Source organism: Brevundimonas sanguinis (genome assembly GCF_029636725.1).
Lineage (GTDB): Bacteria > Pseudomonadota > Alphaproteobacteria > Caulobacterales > Caulobacteraceae > Brevundimonas > Brevundimonas sanguinis.
This window is the reverse complement of sequence record NZ_CP116770.1, coordinates 855,573-880,077: the sequence shown is the minus strand read 5'-3', so window position 1 is coordinate 880,077 and position 24,505 is coordinate 855,573. Positions and strand designations below refer to the sequence as shown.

Below are 24,505 nucleotides of genomic sequence, written 5' to 3'. Positions count from 1 at the left end.
CGTCAGGCCGCCGCGATCTGATCGACTTCGTTGGCCGAGCCGAGGACGACCGGCACCCGCTGGTGCAGTTCGGTGGGGGTCACGTCCATGATGGCCTGCTTGCCGTCGGTGGTAGACTTCCCGCCCGCCTGCTCGACCAGGAAGGACATGGGGTTGCCCTCATACATCAGGCGCAGCTTGCCCGGCTTGTTCGGCTCGCGCTTGTCCCACGGATACAGGAAGACGCCGCCGCGCATCAGGATGCGGTGCACGTCGGCCACCATGGCGGCGACCCAGCGCATGTTGAAGTTCTTGCCGCGCGGGCCGTCGGCGCCCTGCAGGCAGCCGTCGACGTAGCGCTGGACGCTCTCGGCCCAGTGGCGCTGGTTCGACATGTTGATGGCGAACTCTTTCGTATCGGCCGGGATGCGCACGTCCTCATGCGTCATCAGCCAGCGGCCGTCGGGCGCCAGGGTGAAGCCCGCCACCCCCTTGCCCGTCGTCAGCAGCAGCATGGCCTGACCGGCGTAGAGGGCGTAGAGCGCCGCGACCTGATAGCGGCCCGATTGCAGGAAGTCGGCCTCGCTGGGCTGGGCCGATGGCGCCTTCAGCACCGAGACGATGGTGCCGACCGGCGCATTGATGTCGATGTTGGACGAGCCGTCCAGCGGGTCGAACAGCACCAGATACTCGCCCGCCGCATTGGCCGAGGGCTGCATTGTGTCCTTTTCCTCGGACGCCACGCCGGCCACGGCGGGGCAGGCCAGCAGGGCCTCGGTCAGCAGATCGTCGGCGATGACGTCCAGCTTCTTCTGCTCTTCGTCCTGCACATTCACGGCGCCCGATGCGCCCAGCGCCCCGACCAGGGCGCCGCCCGCCACCACCTGGCGGATCTGGACGCAGGCGGCGGCCGCCGTCGTCAGCGTCTCGACCAGTCCCTGCGGCAGGTCGAGGGAGGCGAGGTGGGCGGCGAGATCGGTGCGGGCGGTCATGACGTCCTTCAAATCCTGTGGCGAAGCGCGGTTCCGCCCCTCATGGCCCCTAGGATCGACGGCGGCAAGTCCGGCGCCGCTTGACTCGGCGCTGGATTCGCGGCCTTAGGTCGAACGCTCTCGCGGGAGAGACCGGGGCCGTTCGCGGCGCCCGGAGCCGAAGGCGCAACCGCCCCGGAAACGCTCAGGCAAAAGGACCGCGAAAGCGCACGGACGCTGGAAAGTCGCCGAAGGACGGAGGGTCCCGACGCGCGCCGACGGAGCAAGGCCGAACCTTTTCGGGAACGGTCGGAATCTCTCAGGCTTCAGGACAGCGGGGGCGCAACGACGGCGAAGCTATCGCCGCAACCTGCGACCCGGAGGCGACGCCATGAGCGATCAGGCCCTTAAGACTACCCCCCTCAACGCCGCGCATCGCGCGCTGGGCGCCCGCATGGTCGGCTTCGGCGGCTATGACATGCCGGTCCAGTATGAAGGGGTGCTGGCCGAGCACCGCTGGACCCGCGAGCACGCCGGCCTGTTCGACGTCTCCCACATGGGCCAGGCCAAGATCACCGGCGCCGACGCGATTGCGCAGTTCGAACGCTTCGTGCCCGGCGACTATGCGATCGTGAAGCCCGGCAAGCAAAAATACACCCTGCTGCTGAACGAGCAGGGCGGCGTGATGGACGACCTGATGGCGGGCAAGCCGTTCGAGGACGGCCTCTACATCGTCGTCAACGCCGGCAATAAGGATGCGGACTTCGCCTTCCTGAACGCCGAGCTGTCGGGCGACGCCAAGCTGGAGGTGCTGGACCGCGCCCTTCTGGCTATCCAAGGCCCGGAAGCCGCCGCCGTCATGGCCGCCCATTCGGCGGAGCTGGCGGACATGGGCTTCATGGATTGCCGCGCCATCCGTCTGTTTGACGAAGACTGCATCGTCTCGCGCTCGGGCTACACCGGCGAAGACGGCTATGAGATTTCGCTGCCCAGCGCCGCCGCCGAGCGCGTCTGGAACCTCCTGCTGTCGGACGCGCGGGTGAAGCCGGTCGGTCTGGGCGCGCGCGACTCCTTGCGTCTGGAAGCCGGTCTGCCGCTGCACGGCCACGACGTCGACGCTGAGACCACCCCGGTCGAGGCCGGCCTGACCTTCGCCCTGTCCAAGTCGCGCAAGGAGCGCGCCGACTTCGCCGGGGCCGACGTCATCCTGAAGCAACTGGCCGACGGCCCGGCGCGCGTCCGCATCGGCCTGCACGTCAAGGAAGGCGCCCCGGCCCGCGAAGGCGCCGAGATCGCCGACATGGACGGAAACCTGATCGGCAAGATCACCTCGGGCGGCCCCTCGCCGTCGCAGGGGCGCAACATCGCCATGGGCTATGTGCCGCCCGCCTTCGCTGAAGTCGGCACCGAACTGAAGGTTCTGGTGCGCGGCCGCCCCGCCGCCGCCGAAGTCGTCGCCACGCCTTTCGTGCCGACCCGCTACTATCGGAAGCCGAAATAAGATCGTCACCCTCGGGCTCGACCCGAAGGCCGGGCGGTCCGCCCCTCGACGCTGGAAGTTTTAGACCAATCGCCCGCTCCCGGGCTCGATCCTCGGGTCAAGCCCGAGGATGACAAGACAAAAAAGGAAGACCAGAATGAAGTTCACCAAGGATCACGAGTGGGTTCGCCTGGACGGCGACGTCGCCACGGTCGGCATCTCCAAGCACGCGGCTGACGCCCTGGGCGACGTGGTGTTCGTCGAGACGCCGGAAGCCGGCAAGACCGTCTCGGTCGGCGACAGCTTCGCCGTCGTGGAATCGGTCAAGGCCGCCTCGGACGTCTACGCGCCGATCGCCGGTGAAGTGATCGAAGGCAACGTCGTGCTGGCGACCGCCCCGGAAACCGTCAACGCCGATGCCGAGGGCGAAGGCTGGTTCGCCAAGATCAAGGTGTCCGACGCCTCGGTGCTGGACGGCCTGATGGACCGCGCCGCCTACGACGCCTATCTGACCACCCTCTAAGGTCTCCCCTCTCCGCTCATCCCCGCGGAAGCGGGGACCCAGTTCTTTGGGATCAAGCAGCGGTTGTTTGAAGCTTAAACCTGGGTCCCCGCTTCCGCGGGGATGAGCGGAATAAAGTAATGCGCTACCTCCCCCTGACGCCCGACGATCGCGAGGCCATGCTGGCCGCCATCGGCGCCAAATCCATCTACGACCTGTTCATCGACGTGCCGCAGGCCGCGCGCCGCGACGGCTTCGTCGACCTGCCCCGCGTGGCGGGCGAGCTGGAGGTCGAACGCGCCCTCTCGGCCATGGCGGGCAAGAACGCCACGGCCTCGACCGTGCCCTTCTTCTGCGGCGCCGGCGCCTACAAGCACCATATCCCGGCCACGGTCGATCACGTGATCCAGCGGTCGGAGTTCCTGACCAGCTACACCCCCTATCAGCCGGAAATCGCTCAGGGCACGCTGCAGTACCTGTACGAGTTCCAGACCCAGGTCGCGAACCTGACCGGCATGGAAGTCGCCAACGCCTCGCTCTATGACGGCTCGACCGCCATGGCCGAAGGCGTGCTGATGGCCACCCGCGTGACCCGCCGCAACAAGGCCGTCATCTCGGGCGGCGTGCATCCCCACTACGTCAAGGCGACCGAGACCGTGGTCCACGCCGTCGGCGTCGAGACCCAGGCGCTAAAGCCCGCGGTCGACGCCGAAGACGCCGTCATCGCCGCCATCGACAAGGACACGGCCTGCGTCGTCGTCCAGACCCCGAACGTCTTCGGCACCGCCACCGACGTCACCAAGATCGCCGAGGCCGCCCAGGCTGCAGGCGCCCTGCTGATCGTCGTCGTCACCGAAGCCGTGTCGATGGGCCTGCTGAAGTCGCCCGGCGAAATGGGCGCCGACATCGTCGCGGCCGAGGGCCAGTCGATCGGCAACGCCCTGAACTTCGGCGGCCCCTACATCGGCCTGTTCGCCACTCGCGAGAAACTGCTGCGCCAGACGCCCGGCCGCTATTGCGGCGAGACGGTGGACGCCGAGGGCAAGCGCGGCTTCGTCCTGACCCTGTCGACGCGCGAGCAGCACATCCGCCGCGACAAGGCCACGTCGAACATCTGCACCAACTCAGGGCTCTGCTGCCTGGCGTTCAGCATCCACATGAGCTTGCTGGGCGAGACGGGCCTGCGCCAGCTGGCCCTGCTGAACCACGAAAAGGCGCTCGCCACGCGCGACGCCCTGGCCGCCATTCCGGGCGTCGAAATCCTGACCCCGCGCTTCTTCAACGAGTTCGCGGTCAAGCTGCCGAAAAACGCTGCTGACGTGGTGCAGACCATGGCCGACAACGGCGTCCTGTGCGGCGTGCCCTACAGCCGCCTGAACCCGGATGCGGGCCTCGACGACGTCCTGCTGGTCGCCGCCACCGAGACGACGCTGGACGCCGACATTAAGATCCTGGCGGGTGCGCTCGCCAAGGTTCTGGCCGCCTGAGGGAGATTGGAATCATGAGCACGATGAACACTGTCGGCCGTCCGACCGCCCCGAACGAAGGCCTGGACGCCAACTACAAACCCGCCACCCTGACCGGCGGGCGCGGCCTGCTGCAGGACGAGCCGCTGATCTTTGAAGGCGAAGGCTGGGGCAAGACCGGCGTTGACCTGCCCAAGCCCGCCACGGACGGCTCGGACCTGGGCGACCTGGTCCGCAAGGATCCGATCGGCCTGCCCGGCCTGTCGGAGCCCGAGGCCATGCGCCACTATGTGCGCCTGAGCCAGAAGAACCACGCCATCGACCTGGCCATCTATCCGCTGGGGTCGTGCACGATGAAGCACAACCCGCGCCTGAACGAGAAGATGGCGCGCCTGCCGGGCTTCTCGGACATCCACCCGCTCCAGCCGCAATCGACGGTGCAGGGCGCGCTGGAGCTGATGGACCAGTTGGCCCACTGGCTGACGACGCTGACGGGCATGCCTGCGGTGGCGTTGTCGCCCAAGGCCGGGGCCCACGGCGAGCTGTGCGGCCTGATGGCCATCCGCGCCGCCCACGAGGCCAAGGGCGAGCATGAGCAGCGCCGCAAGGTGCTGGTCCCGACCTCGGCCCACGGCACCAACCCGGCCACCGCCGCCTTCGTCGGCTATTCGGTGGTCGAGGTCGCCCAGACCGACGACGGCCGCGTGGACGTGGCCGATCTGGCGTCCAAGCTGGGTCCGGACGTGGCGGCCATCATGGTCACCAACCCGAACACCTGCGGCCTGTTCGAGCGCGACATCCTGGAGATTAGCCGCCTGACGCACGAAGCGGGCGCCTACTTCTACTGCGACGGCGCCAACTTCAACGCCATCGTCGGCCGGGTGCGCCCCGGCGACCTGGGCGTCGACGCCATGCACATCAACCTGCACAAGACCTTTTCGACGCCGCACGGCGGCGGCGGTCCGGGCGCCGGTCCGGTGGTGTTGTCGGAAGCCCTGGCCCCGTTCGCACCCGCTCCGTGGGTCGTGAACACGGGCGACGGCTACAAGTTGGTCGAGCGCGAGGAAGACGAGGCCGAACAGGCCTTCGGCCGTCTGTGCGCCTTCCAGGGGCAGATGGGCATGTATGTGCGCGCCCTGAGCTACATGATGAGCCACGGCTCGGACGGCCTGCGTCAGGTCGCCGAGGACGCGGTGCTGAACGCCAACTACATCAAGGCCCGCCTCGAGGACCTGATGAGCCCGGCCTTCCCCGAAGGCCCCTGCATGCACGAAGCCCTGTTCGACGACGAATGGCTGAAGGGCACGGACATCACCACGCTCGACTTCGCCAAGGCGATGATCGACGAGGGTTTCCACCCGATGACCATGTACTTCCCCCTGGTCGTCCACGGGGCCATGCTGATCGAGCCGACCGAGACCGAGTCCAAGGCCGAGCTGGACCGCTTCATCGAGGCCATGCGCCTGCTGGCCGAGGCCGCCAAGGCCGGGGACGTCGAACGCTTCAAGGGCGCGCCCTTCCATGCGCCCCTGCGGCGTCTGGACGAGACCCGCGCCGCGCGCTCCCCGCGTCTGCGCTGGGCCGCCCCGGAAGGCTCGAACCGCGCGGGCTGATCGCTCCCGCAAGCTTGGGTTCAGGGAACGCCGTGTCTTTCAGGACACGGCGTTCTGCATTTCTGAGCCGACTTACGAAAGCGTCATGGCGACGCCGCCTTTCGGCCTTGTCTCGTGCGTTTACTGATTGTCGGCCCTCCCTGGCCGCAATCTTGATTGAGCCGCCGCCCTGTGACCCTGGTCCTGCCCTCTCTGAACCCGCCGCCGCCCCGTCTGGGGCTGGCCCGGCGCGTGCGCCGTCTGGCGCTGATGGGCGTGGGCTTCTTCGTCATCCTGCTGGGCATACTGATCGCGCCCCTGCCCGGCCCCGGCGGCGTGCCCGTCATCGCCCTGGGTCTGGTGATCGTGCTGCGCAACTCCTGGTGGGCCAAGCGACAGTTCATCCGCGCCCAGCGCGCCCGGCCCAAATGGGTGTACCCCTTCCGCCGCCTGATGCGGAAAAAGCCCGAGATCGCCCCCGTCTTCTGGCAGCAGACCCTGCGCGCCGAAAAGATGGTGCTGCGCCGCCGTCGCCGCCCGCTGGCGCGCTTTCGTCGCCGCCTGCGCCGGGGCTGGCGCGCCTTCCGGCAATAAAGGCCAAGCTAAGGCGAACACAGGAATGTGAACCGGGTTCACCCCCGAGCGCCCCTGAACGGCGTATGCTCCCCCTTGCGTAGTCACGAGGTTGATAGGCGTTGGGAGGCGCTGTTCACATGATGTCACGCGTAAAAAAGGGAATTATCGCCGGTTTCATCGCTACCGTCGTGGTTTCCGTGCTTGAGCTCGCCAATCTGTTCCTCAACCACCTGTTCGATCCCTTTCCGGGGGTCGTAGCCCGCATGTTCGGCATGCCAGGCAATATGGCGGCGGGATGGGCCATCCACCTGGTCATGGGCACCTTTGTGCTGGGGTCGCTGTTCGGCGTCCTCTATCCGCGACTGCCGACGGCTACGCCCATCACCAAGGGCATCGTCTTCGCCGTCGCCGCCTGGGTGGCGATGATGCTGGTCATCACTATGAGCGGCGATAACCGGACCTTCACCGGCTCGTCCGGCTTCGGCACCATCGGCTGGATGCTGGCGCTGCACATGGTCTTCGGCGGCGTCCTGGGCAATGCCTACGCCCGGCTGGTCGAACGTGAGAAGCGCGGCGCCGCGCCGATCGGAGCCGCTCCGGCCCATTAACCGACAGTCTGAACCGTCCTTGATCCCGACAACCGGATCTTGAACAGCAAAAGGCCCCGCCGTCGCCGGCGGGGCCTGATGCGTTTCGGGTCTGACTAAACGCGGTCGGCGATCAGTTCAGCTTGCCGCCGATCTGGCCGATGGCCTGGTCGAGCAGCGGGTCCGTCTTGGCGTCAGCGATGCGGGCGGCCAGGATCTGTTTAGCGGCCTTGGCGGCCAGGTCCGCGGCGGCGGCCTTGACCTCTTGCGTGGCCTCGGCCTCGGCCTGCGCGATCCGGCGCTCGGCCAGAGCCTGACGGCGAGCGGTCGATTCCTCGATACGGGCCTTGGCTTCGGCTTCCAGACGCTTGGCGTCGGCTTCAGCCGTGGCCAGCAGGTCGGCGGCCTGAGCTTCAGCCTCGGCCTTCTCCTGACGGATCTGGGCCAGCATGGCTTCGGCTTCGGCGCGCAGGCGGGCGGCCTCGTCCAGGTCGCCCTGGATCTTGGCGGCCTTGGCGTCCAGGCTGGTCGCGACCAGCTTGGGCACGCCCGCCATCACCACGATGGCGATGAAGATCAGCAGGCCGATGGCGACCCACAGCTCAGGGTTAGCGACATCATAGAAATGGCCGGTCAGGAAGGCGGGCATATCAGGCGGCTCCCTTGATGGCGGCGGCCAGTTCAGCGTTGGTCGCGGCCTTGCCGGTCAGACGCTCGAGCATGGCGCCCGCCGCGTCCGAGGCGATGGTCGAGACGTTCGCCATGGCGGCGTCGCGGGTCTTAGCGATGGCGCCTTCGGCTTCGGCGATGCGCGCGTTGACCACGGCTTCATCGGCGGCCAGGCGTGCATTGAATTCTTCGGTGACGCGCTGCTTGGCGGCGACAGCGGTCGCGCGGGCGTCGGCGCGGGCCTTGTCCACCTCGGCGCGGGCGGCCTCGGCTTGAGCGGCCGCTTCGGTCTGGACCGAGCGGGCGGCGGCGATCGCGGTGTCGATCGTGTCGGCGCGTTCGTCCATCACCTTCCGCAGGCGCGGGGCGAAGACCTTGGCGACCAGGACGTACAGAAGGACGAACAGGATCAGCAGATAGCCGATCTGGCCCGCCCAGTGCTGGAATTCGAACTGGGGCAGACCGCCCGAGGCATGCTCGGCCGTCGCCTGCGTCTCCGCATGGAGGTCGCCCGGCGCCGGGGTCTGAACGTCAAGTGTGGGTGTGCTGGCCATGAACCGTCTTCGCTAGATCAGGACAGCGGCGCGCAGGTCAGGCCCGCGCGCCGCCGATTCTGAGAGATCGTGGGCTGGGATCAGCCGAAGATCATCAGGACGCCCAGCACGAAGGCCAGGATGCCCAGGGCTTCGGCCAGAGCCGCGCCGACGAACAGGTTGCCGACTTGCGAGGCGGCAGCAGCCGGGTTGCGCAGAGCGCCGGCCAAGAAGTTGCCGAAGATGTTGCCGACGGCCAGGGCCGAGCCGATCATGCCGAGGGTGGCCAGACCAGCGCCGATGTACTTAGCGGCTTCAGCGTCCATGATGATTTCCTAATTTCTTGGAGCGTTGGAGGGTAGGGTTACGAACTGAACTCAAGCCTTAGTGGCCATCGCCCAGGTTGACCACATCGTTGAGGTAGATGCAGGTCAGAACGGTGAAAACGAAGGCCTGAAGGAAGGCCACCAGGAACTCGAGCGCCGTCATCGCCACGACCATGCCCAGCGACAGGGCCGCCACCGGGATGAAGGCGTAGGCCAGGCCGCCGGTGACGATGGCCACCGCGCCCAGCTGAACGACGAACTGGGCGAAGATCTTCAGCGCCACGTGGCCGCCCAGCATGTTGCCGAACAGACGAAGAGCCAGGGTGGCCGGGCGCAGCAGGAAGGAGACGAACTCGATCAGGCCGACGACGGGGCGCAGCAGCAGCGGCGCGCCTGCGGGCCAGAACAGCTTCAGGAAGCCGACGCCGTTCTTGACCAGACCGACCACGACAACCGTCAGGAAGGAGATCAGGCCCAGGGTGACGGTCACGGCCAGTTGCGAGGTGGCGGTAAAGGTCAGGAACATGCCCAGCAGGTTCATCGACAGCACCATCAGGAACATGGTGAAGGCGAAGGGGAAGTACTTGCGGCCTTCGTGCCCGATGATGGAGTTGGCCAGGTTGTCGACCATGCCGAACAGGCTCTCGCCCGCCGCTTGCATCCGGCCCGGCACCACCTTGGCGCCCGAGGTCGCCAGGGCCAGGAAGCCCACCACGCCGGCGAAGGCGATGGTCATGGCCACGTGCGAATTGGTGATCGCGATCACCTGCTCGCCCAGGACGGGAACATTGACCGTGCCGAACTCTACGAGCGGCTTGACCTCAAATTGTTCAATCGGACCGGCCATTAAGCCTATCGTTCCCTGTTTTCTTCGTCAGCCTCGACGATAGGTTTGCCCTGTTGGGGCAAACCCGCCGCCTTGGCCTGCGCCATCAGCCGGTTGGCTGTGCGGCGCGCCATATAAACCGATAAGGCGAAGCCCAGAAGGACCCCGCCCACAACGCCTATCGGCGTCGTCCCGAACAGCCGGTCGACGCCAAAACCAAGTGCAAGACCGATCAGCACCCCGCCCAGCAGTTCGGCGATGATGCGATAAGCCTGGCCGACCACCTTCTGCGCAGCGACCTCGACGGACTTGTCCGCCTGAACCTTCGCCTCCAGCGCGGATGCGCTTTGGTGGAGGCGTTTGATCGCCTCTTCGCGCGATTCCTTCGTCGGGGACATGGGCCTGTTTGGTCAGCGCCCGGCCGGGGCCGGATCGGGTCTGAATTTCGGCGCGGAACCTATAGGCGGGAGGCCTTCAGGTCAAGGCGGCCTCCTTGGGACTTAAGTCCATGAGTTTTCGCGGTTTCTTGTGAGCGCGACGATCCGTCCCGGCTAAGGTTGCGACTCTTCGTCCTCGCTGATGAAATCCTGGGCGAATTCGGGGGTCCCGCCGTCCAGCCCGGTCAGCAGATCCTCGCCTTCGTCGTCGCCTGCACGCGAGGGGTCGGGCACCTCGAAACCGACCGGCATGGACAGATCCAGCAGGCCCGCCGCCTTCATCTCCCGCACGCCCGGCAGGTCATAGAGACTCGCGAGGCTGAAATGCTCGAGGAAGCGGTCGGTCGTGGCGTAGGTCACCGGCCGTCCGGGCGTACGGCGCCGCCCGCGCAGGCGCACGAAGTCCATCTCCAGCAGCAGGTCCAGCGTTCCCTTCGACAGAGAGACGCCGCGCACGCTCTCGATCTCGGCGCGCGTGCAGGGCTGGTGATAGGCGATGATGGCCAGGGTCTCGAGCGCGGCCTTGGACAGGCGACGCGGCTCCTCGCGCTCCTCGGTCATCAGGAAGCCGAGGTCAGGGGCGGTGCGGAAGCGCCAGCGCTCGGCCACGCAGTCCAGCTCGACGCCTCTGCCCTGATAGCGTTCCTGAAGCGCGGTCAGCGCCCCGCCGACGTCGGCGCCTTCGGGAAGGCGGCGCGCGATCTCGGCCAGCGACAGCGGCGCGGCGGCGGCGAACAGCAGGGCCTCGACCCGGCGTTCGATCTCGAGGTGGTCGGGGGTGAAGTCGAGAGTCACGGCGTCAGCTCCAGCGGCTGCCCCAGCCCTCTGCGCTTCAGCCAGACCGCGTCGAATGGCCGCTCCTGCCGGATGTCCATGCCGCCCTCCTTCACCAGCTCCAGACTGGCCGACAGGGTGGAGGCGGTATAGCTGGCCTGGCTGGGGCCTTCCTGCCCCTCGGGCTTCTGCGGCGCGACGCGCTCCAGCGGCGTCCATTCGGCCAGACGCGGCATGATCTCGCGCAGCCAGTCGCGCGCAGCCTCCAGCTGGAAGGCTTCGACCCGCTGGCCGGGAGCGTATTTGCGGCGCTCCTCGCGGCGGCGTTGGGCGACATAGGCGCTCATCAGTTCATAGAGGCTGGCGTCCACCCGGTCTGACGGGATGATGACCGTCGCCTGAGGGTCGCCGCGCGTGAAAACGTCGCGCTTCAACTGCGGGCGGCCGGTGATGGCCTCGACCGCTGTGCGCATGGCCTCCAGCTTCTGCAGACGGAAGGCCAGGGCGGCGGCGATCTCTTCGGCGGGCGGCTCCTCCGGCTTGTCCTTCTCGTTTCGCGGGATCAGCAGGCGCGACTTCAAATAGGCCAGCCACGACGCCATCACGAGATAGTCGGCCGCCAGCGCGAAGTTGCGCCGCCGCGCCTCGTGCACGAAGGCCAGATACTGCTCGGCCAGGCGGGTGATGGACAGCTTGAGCAGGTCCACCTTCTGCGTCCGCGCCAGCGCCAGGAGGACGTGCAGCGGGCCTTCATAGCCCTCCAGGTCGACGACGAAGGCCTCCTGCGCCTCGACCTGTTCGACGGCGGTGAAGTCGAGATTCGGCTGGAAGGCCTCGCTCATGCGCCCTCCCCGGCGATCACCCTTGCGCCTCGCCCACGTCCGGCCCCTTGGCGGCGTCGAAGCGGCCGCTCAGGGCCGCCTCCAGCCGGGCGCGGCCCTCGGCGACGTCCAGCGGCTCGGGCGCGCGGACTATGCGGTTCAGCGCGGCCTCGGCGCGGCGTTTGGCCTCGCCTTTCAGCTTCTTCGTCCCCTCGGCGACGGCCGCCATCTCCGCCAGGTCGCCGTTGCAGTGGAGCACCACGTCGCAGCCCGCCTTCAGCGACTGTTCGGCGCGCTCGGTCAGGCTGCCCGACAGGGCCTGCATCGACAGGTCATCGGACATGATGAGCCCCGAGAAGCCCAGCCGCTCGCGCATCAGGCGGATCGCCTTCTTGGAGGTGGTGGCCGGGCGCTTGGCGTCGACGGCGGTGAAGACGACGTGCGCCGTCATCGCCATCGGCATGTCCGATAGCGCCTTGAACGGGGCGAAGTCCCAGGCGTCCAGGTCCTCGATCGCCGTCTCGACCACCGGCAGGTCGTGGTGGCTGTCCGAGAAGGCGCGACCGTGGCCGGGAATATGCTTGATGATCGGCAGGACGCCGCCCGCCAACAGGCCCTCGGCAGCGGCCCGGCCCAGCTGGGTCACGGTCGCCGGGTCCTGCGCATAGGCGCGGTCGCCGATAATGTCGTGGGCGCCCGGCACCGGCACGTCCAGCACCGGCACGCAGTCGACAGTGATGCCCAGTTCGCGCAGGTCATCGGCGATCAGCCGCGCGCCCAGACGCACCAGTTCACGCGCCGCCGCCGGATCGTTGGTCGCCTTCAGATAGGCGGCGCCTGGCGGATATTTCGGCCAGTGCGGCGGGCCGAGGCGCTGGACCCGGCCGCCCTCCTGATCGATCAGCACCGGGGCGTCGTCGCGCCCCACGCTGTCGCGCAGCTCGGAAACCAGCGCCTTGACCTGTTCGGGGCTGTCCACGTTGCGGCGGAACAGGATGAAGCCCCACGGCTTGGCCTCGGCGTAGAAGGCGCGCTCCTCCGCCGTCAGCCTGTGGCCGGAGCAGCCGTAGATGGCGGCGGAGGTCATGTGCGCTCGCCCCTTAGCGGACGATGCAGTCGCGGCCCGCAGCCTTCAGCGCATTGCAGAAGGCGACGGCGCGTTCACGGCTCATGCCGGTGAAGGTGGTGCGGTAGACGGTCGAACCGTTGGAGGCGGTGACTTCCTGAACGCGCTTCTCGGCGCCCGAGGCGTACTGGCCGAAGCGGGCGGCGACGGCGGCGTATTCGCGGTCGGCGATGGCGGTCGAGGAGAAGGCGCCGATCTGCACGCCGGACGATCCGCCCGTCGCAGCCGGAGCGGGTGCGGGCGCCGGAGCCTTCGTCGCCGGAGCAGGCGTTACGGGCGCAGGCGCGGCCGGGGCCTTGGCCGCCGGTGCGGGCGCGGCGGGCGGCGGGGTCGAGGACTCGACCGGCGCGGCCGGGGTCGTCGGCGCGGGGCGCGGCAGCACCTCTTCCGGACCGGGGGTGAAGGTCGGCGCGGCGTCGCTCGGCTCGCCGCCGTCGCGATAGACGCGGATGTCGGCCTCCGGGTCGATCGGCTGCGCGTCCAGCGGCGCCTCGACCTTCATGCTTTCGACCGCGGTTCCAACGGCTGGCGGCGCGTCCGTCGAGGAACGCACGCCCGAGCGGTAGAAGACCACCACGGCCACGATCAGCAGAAGCAGGACGATGGCGCTGATGATCAGGGTGATCGGCGGCGACTTGGCGGCCGGCGCCCGACGCGGGTCATAGCCGCCGCGCGTGAAGGGCAGGTCGTCGTCGGTCGGCGGCGTGTAAGCGCCTCGGTCCCGGGCCCCATTCGGCCCAGCGTTGGGGTTGCCTCGGTGATCGTCGTCGTAGGACATGGGTCGCGCCTTGGTGGTCGTGGGACACGCGCGCGAATCGGCGCGCCTCGGCGCTCAGTCTAACGCGCCGTGAAGCCCTTCTCGAATCACAGATCGAGGGCGAGGTCGAGACTGAACAGCTTCCTGTGGACCTCGATGGCGTAACGATCCGTCATCCCGGCGATGTAGTCGCACACGGCCCGCGCCCGCGCGTTCTTGTCGTCGGTCAGGGCCGAGGCCTGCCATTCAGGCGGCATCACCTCCGGCTCGGCCATGAACAGCTGGAACAGCTGGGCCAGCACCCGGCGCGCCTGACTGCGGGTGCGGTTGACGCGGTAATGGCGATACATCCGCTCGAAGAGGAAGCGGCGCAGAACGGCCAGCTCCGCCATCATGCCGGCCGAGAACTGCACCAGGGTCTCGGGGGCGTTGCGGACATCCTCGACCGTCTCGATGCGGTGTTTGGCCAGACGGGCTTCGGTCTCGGCGAGAACGTCGTCGACCATGACGCCGATCATCCGGCGCACGGCTTCCAGCCGCAGCATCCGCTCGTCGATGTCGGGCCAGTCGGCGCGCGCGCTGGCGATGCAGCGCCCGATCAGCGGCACGTCGGCCAGGTCGGCCAGGCTGAACAGCCCCGCCTGCACCCCGTCGTCCACGTCGTGGTTGTTATAGGCGATGTCGTCGGCGATGGCCGCGCACTGGGCCTCCAGCGAGGCGAAGGTGCCCAGACGCAGGTCCCAGTCGGCCGCCCCGCCCGGCGCATAGGCGGCGACCGCCTTCCACGCCGGGTCCGACAGCAGATGCGCCACCGGACCGTTGTGCTTGACCACGCCCTCGACCGTCTCCCAGCTCAGGTTCAGGCCGGTGAAGCCGGGATAGCGGGTTTCCAGCTCGGTTACGACGCGGAAGCTCTGGACGTTGTGGTCGAAGCCGCCGAAGGCCTTCATCTGTTCGTGCAGTTCGTCCTCGCCCGCATGGCTGAACGGCGGGTGTCCCAGATCGTGGGCCAGGGCGACCGTCTCGGCCAGATCGTCGTCCAACCGCAGGGCGTGGGCCAGAGACCGGGCGATCTGCGCCACCTCCAGGCTATGCGTCAGCCGCGTGCGGTAGTGGTCGCCCTCGTGCGCCACGAAGACCTGCGTCTTCTCCTTCAGGCGGCGAAAGGCGGTGGCGTGGATGATGCGGTCCCGGTCGCGGGCGAAGGCGGTGCGGGTGCGGCTGGCGGGCTCGAAAACATGGCGGCCGCGGCTCGCGGCGGGGTTTTCGGCGTAGGAAACGCGGGGCAGGCTCAAGGCGGCGGCACTTCGTGATGGCGACAGGCCTTTGCGAACGCCTGTCAGACCCTCATATAGAGGGCTGTGAGCACCGTCCAATCTACAGAATCAGCCCGCGACCTGTCGCTGTCGATCGCGACCCGGTCGCCCGAAGGCATCACGCTGGCCGAAAGCGGAGCGCGCCGCCTGTCCAAACTGTCCGAAGCCGAGGGCAAGCCGGTGCTGCTGCGCGTCGCCGTCGACGGCGGCGGCTGCTCAGGCTTCCAGTACCGCTTCGAGCTGGTCGACGGTCCGCAGGCCGATGATCTGGTGGTGCGCCGCGACGGCCAGGCCGTCGTTATCGACCCGGTGTCCGTGCCCTTTCTGAAGGATTCTGAGATCGCCTTCGTCGACGAACTGGCGGGGGCGCAGTTCGTGATCCGCAATCCCAACGCCGCCTCCAGCTGCGGCTGCGGCGTCAGCTTCTCGATCTGACGGCCTAGTGGGCTGACGGCCGCGCTTCTTCCGACTTCGCCTCGCGTCGACCTGCGCGAGGCGCCTCGGCGAAGGCCTGGATCATGGCCGCGTTGAAGGCGGGCAGATCGTCGGGGCAGCGGCTGGTGACCAAGCCGTCATCGACCACCACCTCCTTGTCCACCACCTCGGCGCCGGCGTTGCGCAGATCGGTGCGGATGGACTTGTAGGCCGTCAGGGTGCGCCCCTCGGCCACGCCCGCCTCGATCAGAATCCATGGTGCGTGACAGATGGCGGCCACCGGCTTGCCCGCGTCGAAGAAGGCGCGGACGAACTTAAGCGCCGCCTGCTCCGTCCGGAGCTGATCCGGATTTGCGACTCCGCCCGGCAGAACCAGGCCGTCGTAGCGAGAGGCGTCCGTCGTCTTCAGCGTCTTGTCGACTGCGATCCTCTCGTCGGGCGTCAGGTGATCGAAGCCCTGAATCCAGCCGGGCTCCAGAGAGATCACCTCGACCGTCGCGCCCTCTGCGCGCAGCGCCTTCACCGGCTCCTGAAGCTCGATCTGCTCGACCCCGTCGGTCGCCAGGACAGCAATGGTTTTTCCAGCCAGGGTCTTCTTGGAAGTTTCGGCCATGTGAGAGGCTCCTTGGGTTGCGAGGATAAAGATCGGGGGTCCGCTTAGAACCGCTCTTCCGGCCAGAGGTTGCGGCCCCGCTTGGCGCGAAGTGACGCGATGCCCATCTTCTTTCCATGCGCCCCCTTCCGGTTATCCTGTCGCTGTTCGTCGCCCATCTGGGCCTAGCGGGTTCGGCCCAGGCGCAAACCTGGCCTGGATGGCCCGGCCCGCCGCCTGCTGGCTACAGCCCTCAGACGGCGGCCGCTGAACAGCACCGCCAAGCGATCGAGCAACTGCGCCTGCAAGCGGACCAGCGCGAGGCCGACGCCGCCCGGCTGCGGTTTCAGACGGAGCTCGCCCTACGTCAGTTGGAGGCGGCGCGGATCCCTGTCCCCGTTGCTCCGCCTCTGACGGCGTATGAGCCCTATTCAGCCCCCCTGCCCCCGCCACAGCGTCTATCGCCGCCCGTGGATCAAGACGCGGCGGGCGTCCCCGAGATCGACGCCTGGCTGAACCGACCCCCGCACTGATTTCCTGGGATCGGAGAGGTTGCCTTTGCATCTCTTCACCTGCGCCTGCGTTTCAGCCTAGCTTCACAACAGACGACACAGCGGAGAGCGATAGATGCGTTGGCAGGGCGGACGGCGCGGCGGGGGGATCGAGGATCGGCGCGGCATGGGCGGCGGCGCGGTCGCAGGCGGCGGCATCGGCGTGCTGGTGCTGGCGGCCATCGGCTATTTCGTCTTCGGCATCGACCCCCACACCACCCAGCAGGTCGCCAGCCAGTTCGGCGGCGTGGGTCAGGCCGAGCAGCAGGGCCAAATCGGCACGCCCGAGGACCAGGCCGGTCAGTTCGTCGACGTCGTCGGCACCAACATCAACGACGTTTGGACGGCCAAGCTGAACGGCTACACAGCCCCGACCACGGTCCTTTACGAACAGGGCACGTCGACGGGCTGCGGCTATGGCCAGTCGGCGATGGGGCCTTTCTATTGCCCGACCGATCACAAGGTCTATCTGGACCTGAGCTTTTGGCGCGAGATGGAGAAGCTGGGCGGGTCCAGCGCCGACTTCGCCAAGGCCTATGTCCTGGCTCATGAGTACGGCCATCACGTCCAGACCCTGACCGGCGCCAGCCAGCAGGTGCAGCGCGCCCAGCAGCAGGCGGGCAGCAAGGCCGAGGGCAATCGCTATTCCGTGGCCCTGGAGCTGCAGGCCGACTGCTACGCCGGGGTCTGGGCGCGCAACGCTCCGGCAGCCTCGGGCGGCCAGGTGGCGCTGGAGCCGGGCGACCTGGAGGCGGGCATGAAGACAGCTCAGGCGATCGGCGACGACGCCCTGCAACGGCGCGGCGGCGGGCGCGTCTCGCCCGAGAGCTTCACCCACGGCTCCTCGGCCCAGCGGGTCGAGTGGCTGCAACGCGGCTATCAGACCGGCGATCCGGCCGCTTGCGACACCTTCTCCCAGCTTTGAACTGAGCGGATCAGGCGGCCTTCGCGCGTTTCAGCGGCGAGGGCCGCCCATAGGCGAACCAGCGCAGCGCCCATTCCAGCGGTCCCATGTTGAACGCGCGCAGCCACAGGGCGCTGAACGTCATCTGAAACACCCAGATGCACGCCGCGACGCCCCACAGGCCCCACCAGTCCAGCTTGCCCCACAGGTTCAGTCCATAGAACAACAGGGCCCCGATCGCCGACTGTCCCAGATAGTTGGTCAGGGCCATCCGTCCCAGGTTGCGCAACGCCCGTCCGACGAACCCCAGGGCGTTCATCTTCCATAGAGAGAGCAACAGGCCGACGTGTCCCAGGGTCATGGCGCAGCGGCCCAGTTCATAGCTGCTCTGCGTCGCCCAGGCCTGGGACGAGAACTGGCTCAGCCACAGCACCACCGCCTGGCCGCCGTTGACCGCCAGCCCCACGCCATAACCACAGGCCGTCAGAACCAGATAAAACCCCAGCGACCGGGCGCCGCCCAGCACGCCCAGCTTGAACAGCGCCATGCCCAACAGCATGAAGGCGACCGTTTCAATGACCAGGGTGATGGTGTAGCTGGACGCCGCATAGTCCAGCCAGGTCCGCACGCTCCACTTCAGCAGGCCAGCGACGCCGCCGGTGCGCACGGCGACCTCTTCAGCGACAGCCTCCGGCGACAGGCTCTGCGCCTGCTGGGCGCGGCTGTGCGCCTGCAGGGCCTCGGCGTCTTCGGCCGACAGTGACGCGCCCGCCTCGACCTGCAACGCCAGTTCCGACCCGCGACGCGCCTCAATCGTCTGATAGGCGCCCACCACGGCCGACTCGGCCGTCAACAGCAGCAGAAAGGCGGCCGACAGGGCGATCAGGGTACGCGGCCGCGCCATGCGGAAAACAAACAGCAGAAAGCCTGACAGTCCGTAGACGTAGAGAATATCGCCCGGAAACAGCAGGGCCGTGGCGTTGAACACGCCCAGCGCCAGTAGCGCGATGCAACGTCGAAAGTACACGTCCGCCGCCTGGATCGTCCCGCGTCCGTCTTCGCCGCGCAGGGTGATCAGCAGCATGCCGGCGCCGAACAGCAGGGTGAACAACCCCCGCATCGACCCCTGCACGAACAGATGCTGGATAATCCACGCCGACCAGTCCGGGTTGGCCAGCGTCGGCGGCAGGTCCGGATGATACTGGTCCCAGGCGCCGCCCATCATCATGATGTTGACCAGCAGAATGCCGCACAGGGCGAAGCCGCGCAGCAGGTCCAGGCTCTCCAGCCTTTGACCCGGCGATACGGACATCATGGACGGCGAGGCGCTCATGCGGGCCGCTTATCCCCCTTCAGGCCGCGGATGAAACGGATTCTCCGCACTGACAGTCTGCAAAGCTAAACAATCGTCACATCCATCAACGGCGCCACGTGCAACTCTCCGTCGCCAAGGTTGAGAATAATATCGCGCCCTGCGAACGCCTCCATGCCCAGCAGGGCGTCGGGGTAGTTGGGCAGCGCCCGGTCGGCGTAGACGGCGATCGTCGCATCGCGCCAGATTTCCGGCCCTAGAGCCACGCTCTTGGCCTTAATCAGACGCGCCCTGGCCACCCCGCCCAAGACGATGCTTGACCCTTCTCGTTCGGGGCGGCCGTCCAGCAGGCCCGCCGCCTGCGCGACGCCTTCGCTCAGGGCCAGAAGGGCGGAAGAGCCAGTGTCGAGCACGGCCTCAACCCTGACGCCCTCCACCACCGTATCGGCGATCAGGGACGTGCCGGCCCGCCGCACGGGCATGGCGCGATAGGCCGGCGACAGCTCCGTCTGCGCCTTGCGGAACAGCCGCAACCGCCGTCGCCGCAGGTCCATTTCCAGCCCCGCCTGCATCAGCAGATCCTGCCCCAGGATCAGCGGCGCCCCCAGCCCCTCTTCTTCCGACAGAGGCCCAAGGTCGAGAATTCCGGCGCGCAGGCGCTCGATGCGCGCCTCGCCAAACGTCAGGTCCAGCGTCACGCCTCGTCCCATCTGGGCGCGCCCGTCCACGCCATAGGCGATCAGCGGCATGTCGAAGAAACGATCCAGCCCCAGCTCGCCCACCAGTCGCCGGTCGATCACCGAATACTGGGCGCCGCTGTCGACCAGCGCCGTCAGCTCGCGCCCCGCCAGCCGCACCGGCACGGTCGGCAACAGGGTCCGGGGCGCGACGAACTCCAGCCAGCCGCTGCCCCCGTCTGCGCCGAAGGTCACGCCGGGACGTCGCCACAGCACATGATCCTTGAGCCACAATCCGCCGCCGACGGCGGCGGCGGCGGCTCCGGCGCGAATGAAAAGGGAGCGGCGGTTCATCGGCCTGACATGAACCGGGCGGGGCTCCGACGCCAGCCCTTTTCCCTCGAGATAGCGGTCGCGACGGGGCGAGGCGCGCTGATCGCCCAGTCGCAACCAGGTTGTTGCGTCATCTGGCGAATTTTCCCTTCGCATACGCAAAATAATCATGACGAAGCGGCCAACGACGGCTAGAAACAACCTCGATATGACGAATTCAGCTGACCGCTACCTCTCGACGCGCGGCGACGCCGCTCCGACCCGTTTCTCGGACGCCCTACTGCGCGGAATCGCGCCGGACGGCGGCCTCTACATGCCCCAGGCCTGGCCCGCCTTGCCGGTCGACGCCACCCGGCCGGGACGCAGCTACGCCGAGATCGCCAAGGCGGCGATGGCGCCCTTCATCGGCGACGCCCTGCCTGCGGGGGCGCTGGATCGCGCGCTGGACCGCCTGACCCAGGGCTTCGACCATCCGCTGGTGACCCCCCTGGTCGAGCTGGAGCCGGGCCTGTTCGTGCTGGAGCTGTTCCACGGCCGGACGGCGGCGTTCAAGGACCTGGCCATGCAACTGGTCGCCGCCCTGTCGGACGAGGCCCTGGCCGCGACGGGCGAAACCCTGACCCTGCTGACCGCCACCAGCGGCGACACCGGCGCCGCCGCCGTGCGCGCCTTCGCCGGCGCCGAGCGCATCAAGCTGATCGTCCTGCATCCGCTGGACCGCGTCTCGCCGGTGCAGCGCAAGCAGATGACGACGGTCGAAGCCGACAACGTGCTGAATCTGGCCGTGCGCGGCGACTTCGACGACTGTCAGCGTCTGGTGAAGGGGCTGCTGGCCGAGGAGTCCTTGCGCGAACGGGGCCGTCTATCCTCGGTCAACTCGATCAACTGGGGCCGTCTGGCGGGCCAGATTCCCTATTACGTCTCGGCCACGGCCCAGCTGGGCCAGGCGGCGACCTTCGTGGTGCCGACCGGCAATTTCGGCGACGCCTTCGCCGGGATCGCCGCCAAGAAGATGGGCCTGCCCGCCGCCGGTTTCGTCGCCGCCGTCAATCAGAACGACGCCCTGGCCCGCGCCATCAACGACGGCGTCTATGCTCGCCGCCCGGCGGTCGAGAGCGGCAGCGTCTCCATGGACGTGCAGGCTCCGTCGAACTTCGAACGGCTGGTCTATGAAGCCTCCGGCCGCGACGCCGACGCGACCCGCGCCGTCTTCGAGACCTTTGCGCGCGAAGGCTCCGTCACCCTGCCCGCCGACCTGCTGGCCGCCTTGCGCGCCGAAGTCTCTGCCGTCTCGGTCGACGAGGCGACGACCAAGGCAGAGATCGCCCACGCCCACGCCGCCTGGGGCCGCATCGTCTGCCCGCACACGGCTGTCGCCCTGGCTGCCGCGCGCCGCCTGGACCGCAACGGCGCGCCGATCGTCGCCCTGTCCACCGCCCACCCGTCCAAGTTCGGCGCCTTCGTCTCAGACGTGCTTGGGTTCGAGCCGGAACCGGCCCCCGTCATCGGAGCCCTGGGCGACCGTCCCGAGCAGCTGACGGTGATCGAGAACACGCCCGAGGCCGCCCTGGCGGCGGTGAAGGGGTTCGCGAAGGCGGGCTGACGCTCACCCTCTAGCGACTCTGGCTCAACGGTCGCCGGTCGAGCGGCTGATGGCGGCCCTCATCCCTTCGGCGTGAAGAGCGCCGGACGGAGCGATCTTGTCGTTCGGGGTGTCGGCGGGGTCGGTATGGGCCGTGCGGTTGTCCGGGATGCCGTCATGCGTCTGTTCGGCCTTGCGTTCCACAGCGGCTTTCAGATTGCGCGTCGCTGAGGTCGATGAGCGACGGCGCTTCTGTTCGTCAGCCGCGCGCTGGATCGCGTCAGCCAGCTGCGCCTTCTTTTCACGCGCGCCCGCATCGATATTGGCCTGCCCCTCGCGGCTGGCCTGACGGGTGCGGGTGCGGATCAGCCGCTGGGCGCGGTCGCGCCGCTCGCGCAGTCGTCGCAGAAGATCGCTCAGTTGGGCGTCAGTCAGGCGCGCGGCCGCACGGCTCATCTCGACCCACTCCGCTTCATTACGGTCCAGGGCGCGGTTCTTGTCGGCTGCGGTCATGCTGTCCTCCATTCTGAGATGTAGAGGGAGCGCATTGGCCGCCAAGCTTGTTCCCCGGTTGCGGCGCCTTGTCCTGCCGCATCAGCAGGGATGAAAAAGGCGGCCCTTTCGCATAAAGAGGCCGCCTTGATCACAGAAGGTTCACACCGCCTCCGCCGCCTTCCAGTAGTCCAGCCGCCGGAAGAAGGGCGCCGGGTCCTTGGGCGTGACCAGGTTGGTCGGGTCGTGGAACAGGCGGTCGTGCAGACGCGTCAGGGTGAAGCGCACCGCCGCCGCGGCGCCCAGGTCGGGCAGGACCTCGCGCTCGGCGTCCGACAGAGGACGCACGGATTCATAGCCCTTCTGGAAAGCGCGCAGGGCCGACGGCATGGGCCGCCCCTCGGCGTCGAACCCCCAGGCGCTCAGCGCGATGGCCAGGTCGTAGGCCAGCACGTCGACGCAGGCGAAGTAGAAGTCGATCACCCCGCCCACGTCCGTCGCCCCATGCTCGTTCACCGCGAACAGGACGTTATCGGGGAAGTAGTCGGCGTGGATCGGGCCGCGCGGCAAGGTCGGGTCGCTCCACGGCCGGGCCAGATCGGGCAGCAGGCGCTGCATCTGCTCCAGCATCCGGCGGTCCTCGCCCTGGGCGATCCCGTCGCAGCGCGCGGCTAGATCCGCCCAGGCGCGCGGCCCGACGGGGTTCTCGCGCACGCCCTCATAGTCGGCCGCATCCAGATGAAGCAGGGCCAGCACCTGACCGGCGCGATACTGGTCCTTGTCCGTCGGCTGACGCTTCCAGGCGCCCGGCGTCCATTCGACGATGGCGGCGGCGCGATCATTCAGGCGGCCGATCACCTGGCCCTCGCGATCCGCCACCGGCGCGGGCGTGGGGAACCCTTGCGCCGCCAAACGCCCGGTCAACCCCAGGCAGAACGGCAGAGCCGACGGGTCGGTCCGCCCCTCGAACAGGGTCAGGACATAGGCGCCCTTGTCCGTCACCAGGCGATAGTTTGTGTTCTCGACCCCCTCGGCGATGGGGGTCAGTTCGACCAGCCCGCCGAGGGGGTAGCGCATGAGATAGTCGTCGGCCTGTTGCGGCGTGACGGGCGTGAAGACGGCCATGACTAGACAAGCTCCGCAGCGGCGCGCCGGGCGCGCATGACGTCGGCGACATCGGCCAGAACGCTCTCGGTGGTGGCCCAGCGCCCGGCGCCGCGCCCCTTGCACGTCCACACCCGTCCGTCCTGACCATAGACCTTCAAGGCGTTGCGCTCTCCGTTCAGCGACAGGAAGAGCGCGTCGTCAAGCGCGCCGTCAAGACGGACATAGGCGTCCAGTTCGCCGTCGCGGTCGAAACAGGCGCCGATCTGGCGCACCGGCGCCTCGCCCAACGGCGTTTCGGCGGCCAGGACATCGCGCGGCAGGGCGTCGGGCGAACGGCCGAAGGCCTCGAACGACAGCAGTTTGACCTTGGCCTCGGCGTCGAAGCCTTCCAGGTCCGACGACGGGTCCTCCTCGGCGAAACCGGCGGCGCGGGCGTCGGCCAGGGCGTCGGAGAAGGTCGCCCCCTCGCCCAGACGCTGCAGCATGAAGTTGACCGTGCCGTTCAGCACCGCCTCGAAACCGACCACCGGTCCAGCGGCGCGGGCGGCGCGCAGGGTCTCGATCATCGGCGAGCCGCCGCCGACCGAGGCGGACCAGGCGACGCGACAGCCGTGGGCGTCGGCCAGGGCCTGCAGCCCCGCCGGATCGCGAGCCACGGCCTGCTTGTTGGCGCTGACCACGTCGCAGCCCGCCTCCAAGGCGCGACGGATCAGGGCGTGGCCGGCTTCGCCCTCGGACAGGGCCTCCAGCAACAGGTCCGGCTTCTTGGCCAGCAGGGCGTCGACGTCATTGGTGAACAGTTCAGCCGGCGCGGCGACGTCGCGCGGCTTCTTCGGCTCGCGGACCAGGACGCCGACGACTTCGAAGCGGCTGTCGGGCAGAAGGCGGCTGAGCAGGCCGCCGCCGACGACCCCGCACCCGGCCACGGCCACCTTCAGCGGCGCCGCCGCCTGCACCGGGCCGGGAGGGGCGCCGCGATCGCCGACCACCGTGCCCTCAGCGCGGCCCAGGGCGGCCACTTCGATCTCGACCGCGCGGGCCTGCGCCAGGTCGATGGCGTCATGCTGGACCAGCGCCCCGCCCACCTGGCGCGCCGTGTCCCAGTTGGCGCGGCGATAGCGCAGGGGCGTCCCGGCGCTGACAGCCGGATCGCGGTCGTAGAGGCCGTCGACATCCTTGACCAGACGCACGCGGTCCAGCCCCAGCTCAGCCGCCAGAACCACCGCCGTCAGGTCGGATCCGCCCCGGCCCAGCAGGGCGACGCGGCCGTTGGGCCGCACAGCGCCGAAGCCCGGAACGACCACCACCTCATGCGCCTCCAGAGCCCGCTGGAGATGATCGCCCTTCAGACAGACCGGGCGGGCGTGCTGGCTCGGCCCCTCGGCGACGATGCCCAGTTCCCGCACCGACAGGCCGATGGCGTCCAGCCCGACCCGATCGCAGGCGACGGCGACCAGGGCGGCGGCCTTCTCTTCGCCCAGCACGACATAGGCGGGCAGCAGTTCGTTCTCGTGGTCCAGGCCCAGGCTGCGCGCCTCGGACAGCAGCTTGTCGGTCTGGCCGGCCAGGGCGGAGACGACGGCGACCACCTTACGGCCGGCGCGGACGTGGCTGTAGATTTCGCTGGCGACGGCGGGGGCCTGAGAGGCGTCTCGCAAGACGGAGGAGCCGAACTTGAGCACCACCACTTCGGCGGCGGGGACGGCGGCGGGAGCGAGCGGTTCGACCGGTTTGGGCTGATCGGCGACGAGGGCGAGCGAGGCGGACATTGGGCGTTTCCTG

At 68.4% G+C, this 24,505-nt stretch carries 27 protein-coding genes and 1 riboswitch; of the genes, 10 read left to right on the top strand and 17 right to left on the bottom strand.

Annotated features, from left to right (window positions below):
* Positions 1-2: 2 nt before the first annotated feature.
* Positions 3-971 carry a class 1 fructose-bisphosphatase gene (locus PIB44_RS04550; protein WP_278070581.1) on the bottom strand — a complete coding sequence of 323 codons (969 nt, stop codon included), beginning with the start codon at positions 969-971 and terminating at the stop codon, positions 3-5.
* A gap of 113 nt (positions 972-1,084) precedes the next feature.
* Positions 1,085-1,181: riboswitch (glycine riboswitch) on the top strand.
* Positions 1,182-1,341: 160 nt separating this feature from the next.
* On the opposite strand from PIB44_RS04550, the gene gcvT reads away from it, so the two are divergent.
* From gcvT to PIB44_RS04520, 6 genes are all read left to right on the top strand, one after another.
* On the top strand, positions 1,342-2,451 hold the full coding sequence (gene gcvT / locus PIB44_RS04545) for a glycine cleavage system aminomethyltransferase GcvT (protein ID WP_278070580.1): 1,110 nt from the start codon (positions 1,342-1,344) through the stop codon (positions 2,449-2,451).
* Between the two features lie 136 nt (positions 2,452-2,587).
* Positions 2,588-2,953 (top strand): glycine cleavage system protein GcvH, encoded by a 366-nt coding sequence (gcvH, locus tag PIB44_RS04540; protein WP_278070579.1) that lies wholly within the window; start codon positions 2,588-2,590, stop codon positions 2,951-2,953.
* A 119-nt stretch (positions 2,954-3,072) separates the two neighbouring features.
* Entirely contained in the window at positions 3,073-4,419 is a 1,347-nt protein-coding gene (gene gcvPA / locus PIB44_RS04535) for an aminomethyl-transferring glycine dehydrogenase subunit GcvPA (RefSeq protein ID WP_278070578.1), read from the top strand.
* A gap of 14 nt (positions 4,420-4,433) precedes the next feature.
* Positions 4,434-6,011, top strand: coding sequence for an aminomethyl-transferring glycine dehydrogenase subunit GcvPB (gene gcvPB / locus PIB44_RS04530; protein WP_278070577.1), 1,578 nt, complete (start codon positions 4,434-4,436; stop codon positions 6,009-6,011).
* A gap of 156 nt (positions 6,012-6,167) precedes the next feature.
* Positions 6,168-6,584 (top strand): PGPGW domain-containing protein, encoded by a 417-nt coding sequence (locus PIB44_RS04525; protein WP_278070576.1) that lies wholly within the window; start codon positions 6,168-6,170, stop codon positions 6,582-6,584.
* Positions 6,585-6,703: 119 nt separating this feature from the next.
* The gene (locus tag PIB44_RS04520; protein ID WP_025978381.1) at positions 6,704-7,174 is read left to right on the top strand and encodes a DUF6789 family protein; all 471 of its coding nucleotides are present in this window, start codon (positions 6,704-6,706) and stop codon (positions 7,172-7,174) included.
* Positions 7,175-7,286: 112 nt separating this feature from the next.
* On the opposite strand, the gene PIB44_RS04515 is transcribed toward PIB44_RS04520, so the two are convergent.
* The 10 genes from PIB44_RS04515 to PIB44_RS04470 all read right to left on the bottom strand — a co-directional run bounded on the left by PIB44_RS04515 (position 7,287) and on the right by PIB44_RS04470 (position 14,744).
* Positions 7,287-7,802, bottom strand: a complete 516-nt coding sequence (locus PIB44_RS04515) for a F0F1 ATP synthase subunit B (protein WP_278070575.1) — start codon at positions 7,800-7,802, stop codon at positions 7,287-7,289.
* Between the two features lies 1 nt (position 7,803).
* On the bottom strand, positions 7,804-8,376 hold the full coding sequence (locus tag PIB44_RS04510; protein WP_278070574.1) for a F0F1 ATP synthase subunit B family protein: 573 nt from the start codon (positions 8,374-8,376) through the stop codon (positions 7,804-7,806).
* Positions 8,377-8,456: 80 nt separating this feature from the next.
* Positions 8,457-8,681 carry a F0F1 ATP synthase subunit C gene (locus PIB44_RS04505; RefSeq protein WP_003168985.1) on the bottom strand — a complete coding sequence of 75 codons (225 nt, stop codon included), beginning with the start codon at positions 8,679-8,681 and terminating at the stop codon, positions 8,457-8,459.
* 58 nt (positions 8,682-8,739) lie between these two features.
* The gene (locus tag PIB44_RS04500; RefSeq protein WP_025978384.1) at positions 8,740-9,528 is read right to left on the bottom strand and encodes a F0F1 ATP synthase subunit A; all 789 of its coding nucleotides are present in this window, start codon (positions 9,526-9,528) and stop codon (positions 8,740-8,742) included.
* 5 nt (positions 9,529-9,533) lie between these two features.
* Positions 9,534-9,905 carry an AtpZ/AtpI family protein gene (locus PIB44_RS04495; protein WP_278070573.1) on the bottom strand — a complete coding sequence of 124 codons (372 nt, stop codon included), beginning with the start codon at positions 9,903-9,905 and terminating at the stop codon, positions 9,534-9,536.
* A 153-nt stretch (positions 9,906-10,058) separates the two neighbouring features.
* Positions 10,059-10,739 carry an SMC-Scp complex subunit ScpB gene (gene scpB, locus PIB44_RS04490; RefSeq protein WP_278070572.1) on the bottom strand — a complete coding sequence of 227 codons (681 nt, stop codon included), beginning with the start codon at positions 10,737-10,739 and terminating at the stop codon, positions 10,059-10,061.
* Complete coding sequence (locus PIB44_RS04485; protein ID WP_003163745.1) at positions 10,736-11,560, bottom strand: segregation and condensation protein A; 825 nt, start codon at positions 11,558-11,560, stop codon at positions 10,736-10,738. The genes scpB and PIB44_RS04485 overlap by 4 nt, the downstream gene beginning before the upstream one ends.
* Before the next feature lie 16 nt (positions 11,561-11,576).
* The gene (nagZ, locus tag PIB44_RS04480; protein ID WP_278070571.1) at positions 11,577-12,626 is read right to left on the bottom strand and encodes a beta-N-acetylhexosaminidase; all 1,050 of its coding nucleotides are present in this window, start codon (positions 12,624-12,626) and stop codon (positions 11,577-11,579) included.
* A 13-nt stretch (positions 12,627-12,639) separates the two neighbouring features.
* The gene (locus tag PIB44_RS04475; protein WP_278070570.1) at positions 12,640-13,443 is read right to left on the bottom strand and encodes an SPOR domain-containing protein; all 804 of its coding nucleotides are present in this window, start codon (positions 13,441-13,443) and stop codon (positions 12,640-12,642) included.
* 86 nt (positions 13,444-13,529) lie between these two features.
* On the bottom strand, positions 13,530-14,744 hold the full coding sequence (locus PIB44_RS04470; RefSeq protein ID WP_376787737.1) for a deoxyguanosinetriphosphate triphosphohydrolase: 1,215 nt from the start codon (positions 14,742-14,744) through the stop codon (positions 13,530-13,532).
* An 87-nt stretch (positions 14,745-14,831) separates the two neighbouring features.
* On the opposite strand from PIB44_RS04470, the gene erpA reads away from it, so the two are divergent.
* On the top strand, positions 14,832-15,173 hold the full coding sequence (gene erpA / locus PIB44_RS04465) for an iron-sulfur cluster insertion protein ErpA (RefSeq protein WP_376787736.1): 342 nt from the start codon (positions 14,832-14,834) through the stop codon (positions 15,171-15,173).
* 4 nt (positions 15,174-15,177) lie between these two features.
* On the opposite strand, the gene PIB44_RS04460 is transcribed toward erpA, so the two are convergent.
* A complete protein-coding gene (locus PIB44_RS04460) occupies positions 15,178-15,786 on the bottom strand; it encodes a type 1 glutamine amidotransferase domain-containing protein (protein WP_278070568.1) in 609 nt (202 codons plus the stop codon).
* A 116-nt stretch (positions 15,787-15,902) separates the two neighbouring features.
* Between PIB44_RS04460 and PIB44_RS04455 the strand changes: the two genes are divergently transcribed.
* Together PIB44_RS04455 and ypfJ are read left to right on the top strand one after the other, a co-directional pair.
* A complete protein-coding gene (locus PIB44_RS04455; RefSeq protein WP_025978392.1) occupies positions 15,903-16,298 on the top strand; it encodes a hypothetical protein in 396 nt (131 codons plus the stop codon).
* A gap of 94 nt (positions 16,299-16,392) precedes the next feature.
* Positions 16,393-17,241, top strand: a complete 849-nt coding sequence (gene ypfJ, locus PIB44_RS04450) for a KPN_02809 family neutral zinc metallopeptidase (protein ID WP_278070567.1) — start codon at positions 16,393-16,395, stop codon at positions 17,239-17,241.
* A gap of 10 nt (positions 17,242-17,251) precedes the next feature.
* On the opposite strand, the gene PIB44_RS04445 is transcribed toward ypfJ, so the two are convergent.
* Positions 17,252-18,553 carry a DUF418 domain-containing protein gene (locus tag PIB44_RS04445; protein ID WP_278070566.1) on the bottom strand — a complete coding sequence of 434 codons (1,302 nt, stop codon included), beginning with the start codon at positions 18,551-18,553 and terminating at the stop codon, positions 17,252-17,254.
* Positions 18,554-18,618: 65 nt separating this feature from the next.
* Positions 18,619-19,563: an aspartyl protease family protein gene (locus PIB44_RS04440; RefSeq protein WP_278070565.1), complete on the bottom strand. Its 945-nt coding sequence runs from the start codon at positions 19,561-19,563 to the stop codon at positions 18,619-18,621.
* A gap of 187 nt (positions 19,564-19,750) precedes the next feature.
* Here PIB44_RS04440 and thrC point away from each other — a divergent pair, with 187 nt between their 5' ends.
* A complete protein-coding gene (thrC, locus tag PIB44_RS04435; protein ID WP_278070564.1) occupies positions 19,751-21,145 on the top strand; it encodes a threonine synthase in 1,395 nt (464 codons plus the stop codon).
* A 24-nt stretch (positions 21,146-21,169) separates the two neighbouring features.
* Here the strand turns inward: thrC and PIB44_RS04430 are convergent, their stop codons facing one another.
* The 3 genes from PIB44_RS04430 to PIB44_RS04420 all read right to left on the bottom strand — a co-directional run bounded on the left by PIB44_RS04430 (position 21,170) and on the right by PIB44_RS04420 (position 24,492).
* Positions 21,170-21,637 carry a hypothetical protein gene (locus PIB44_RS04430; RefSeq protein ID WP_025978397.1) on the bottom strand — a complete coding sequence of 156 codons (468 nt, stop codon included), beginning with the start codon at positions 21,635-21,637 and terminating at the stop codon, positions 21,170-21,172.
* Positions 21,638-21,778: 141 nt separating this feature from the next.
* Complete coding sequence (locus tag PIB44_RS04425; RefSeq protein WP_278070563.1) at positions 21,779-22,741, bottom strand: homoserine kinase; 963 nt, start codon at positions 22,739-22,741, stop codon at positions 21,779-21,781.
* Positions 22,742-22,743: 2 nt separating this feature from the next.
* On the bottom strand, positions 22,744-24,492 hold the full coding sequence (locus PIB44_RS04420) for an amino acid kinase family protein (protein ID WP_278070562.1): 1,749 nt from the start codon (positions 24,490-24,492) through the stop codon (positions 22,744-22,746).
* Between the last annotated feature and the right edge of the window lie 13 nt (positions 24,493-24,505).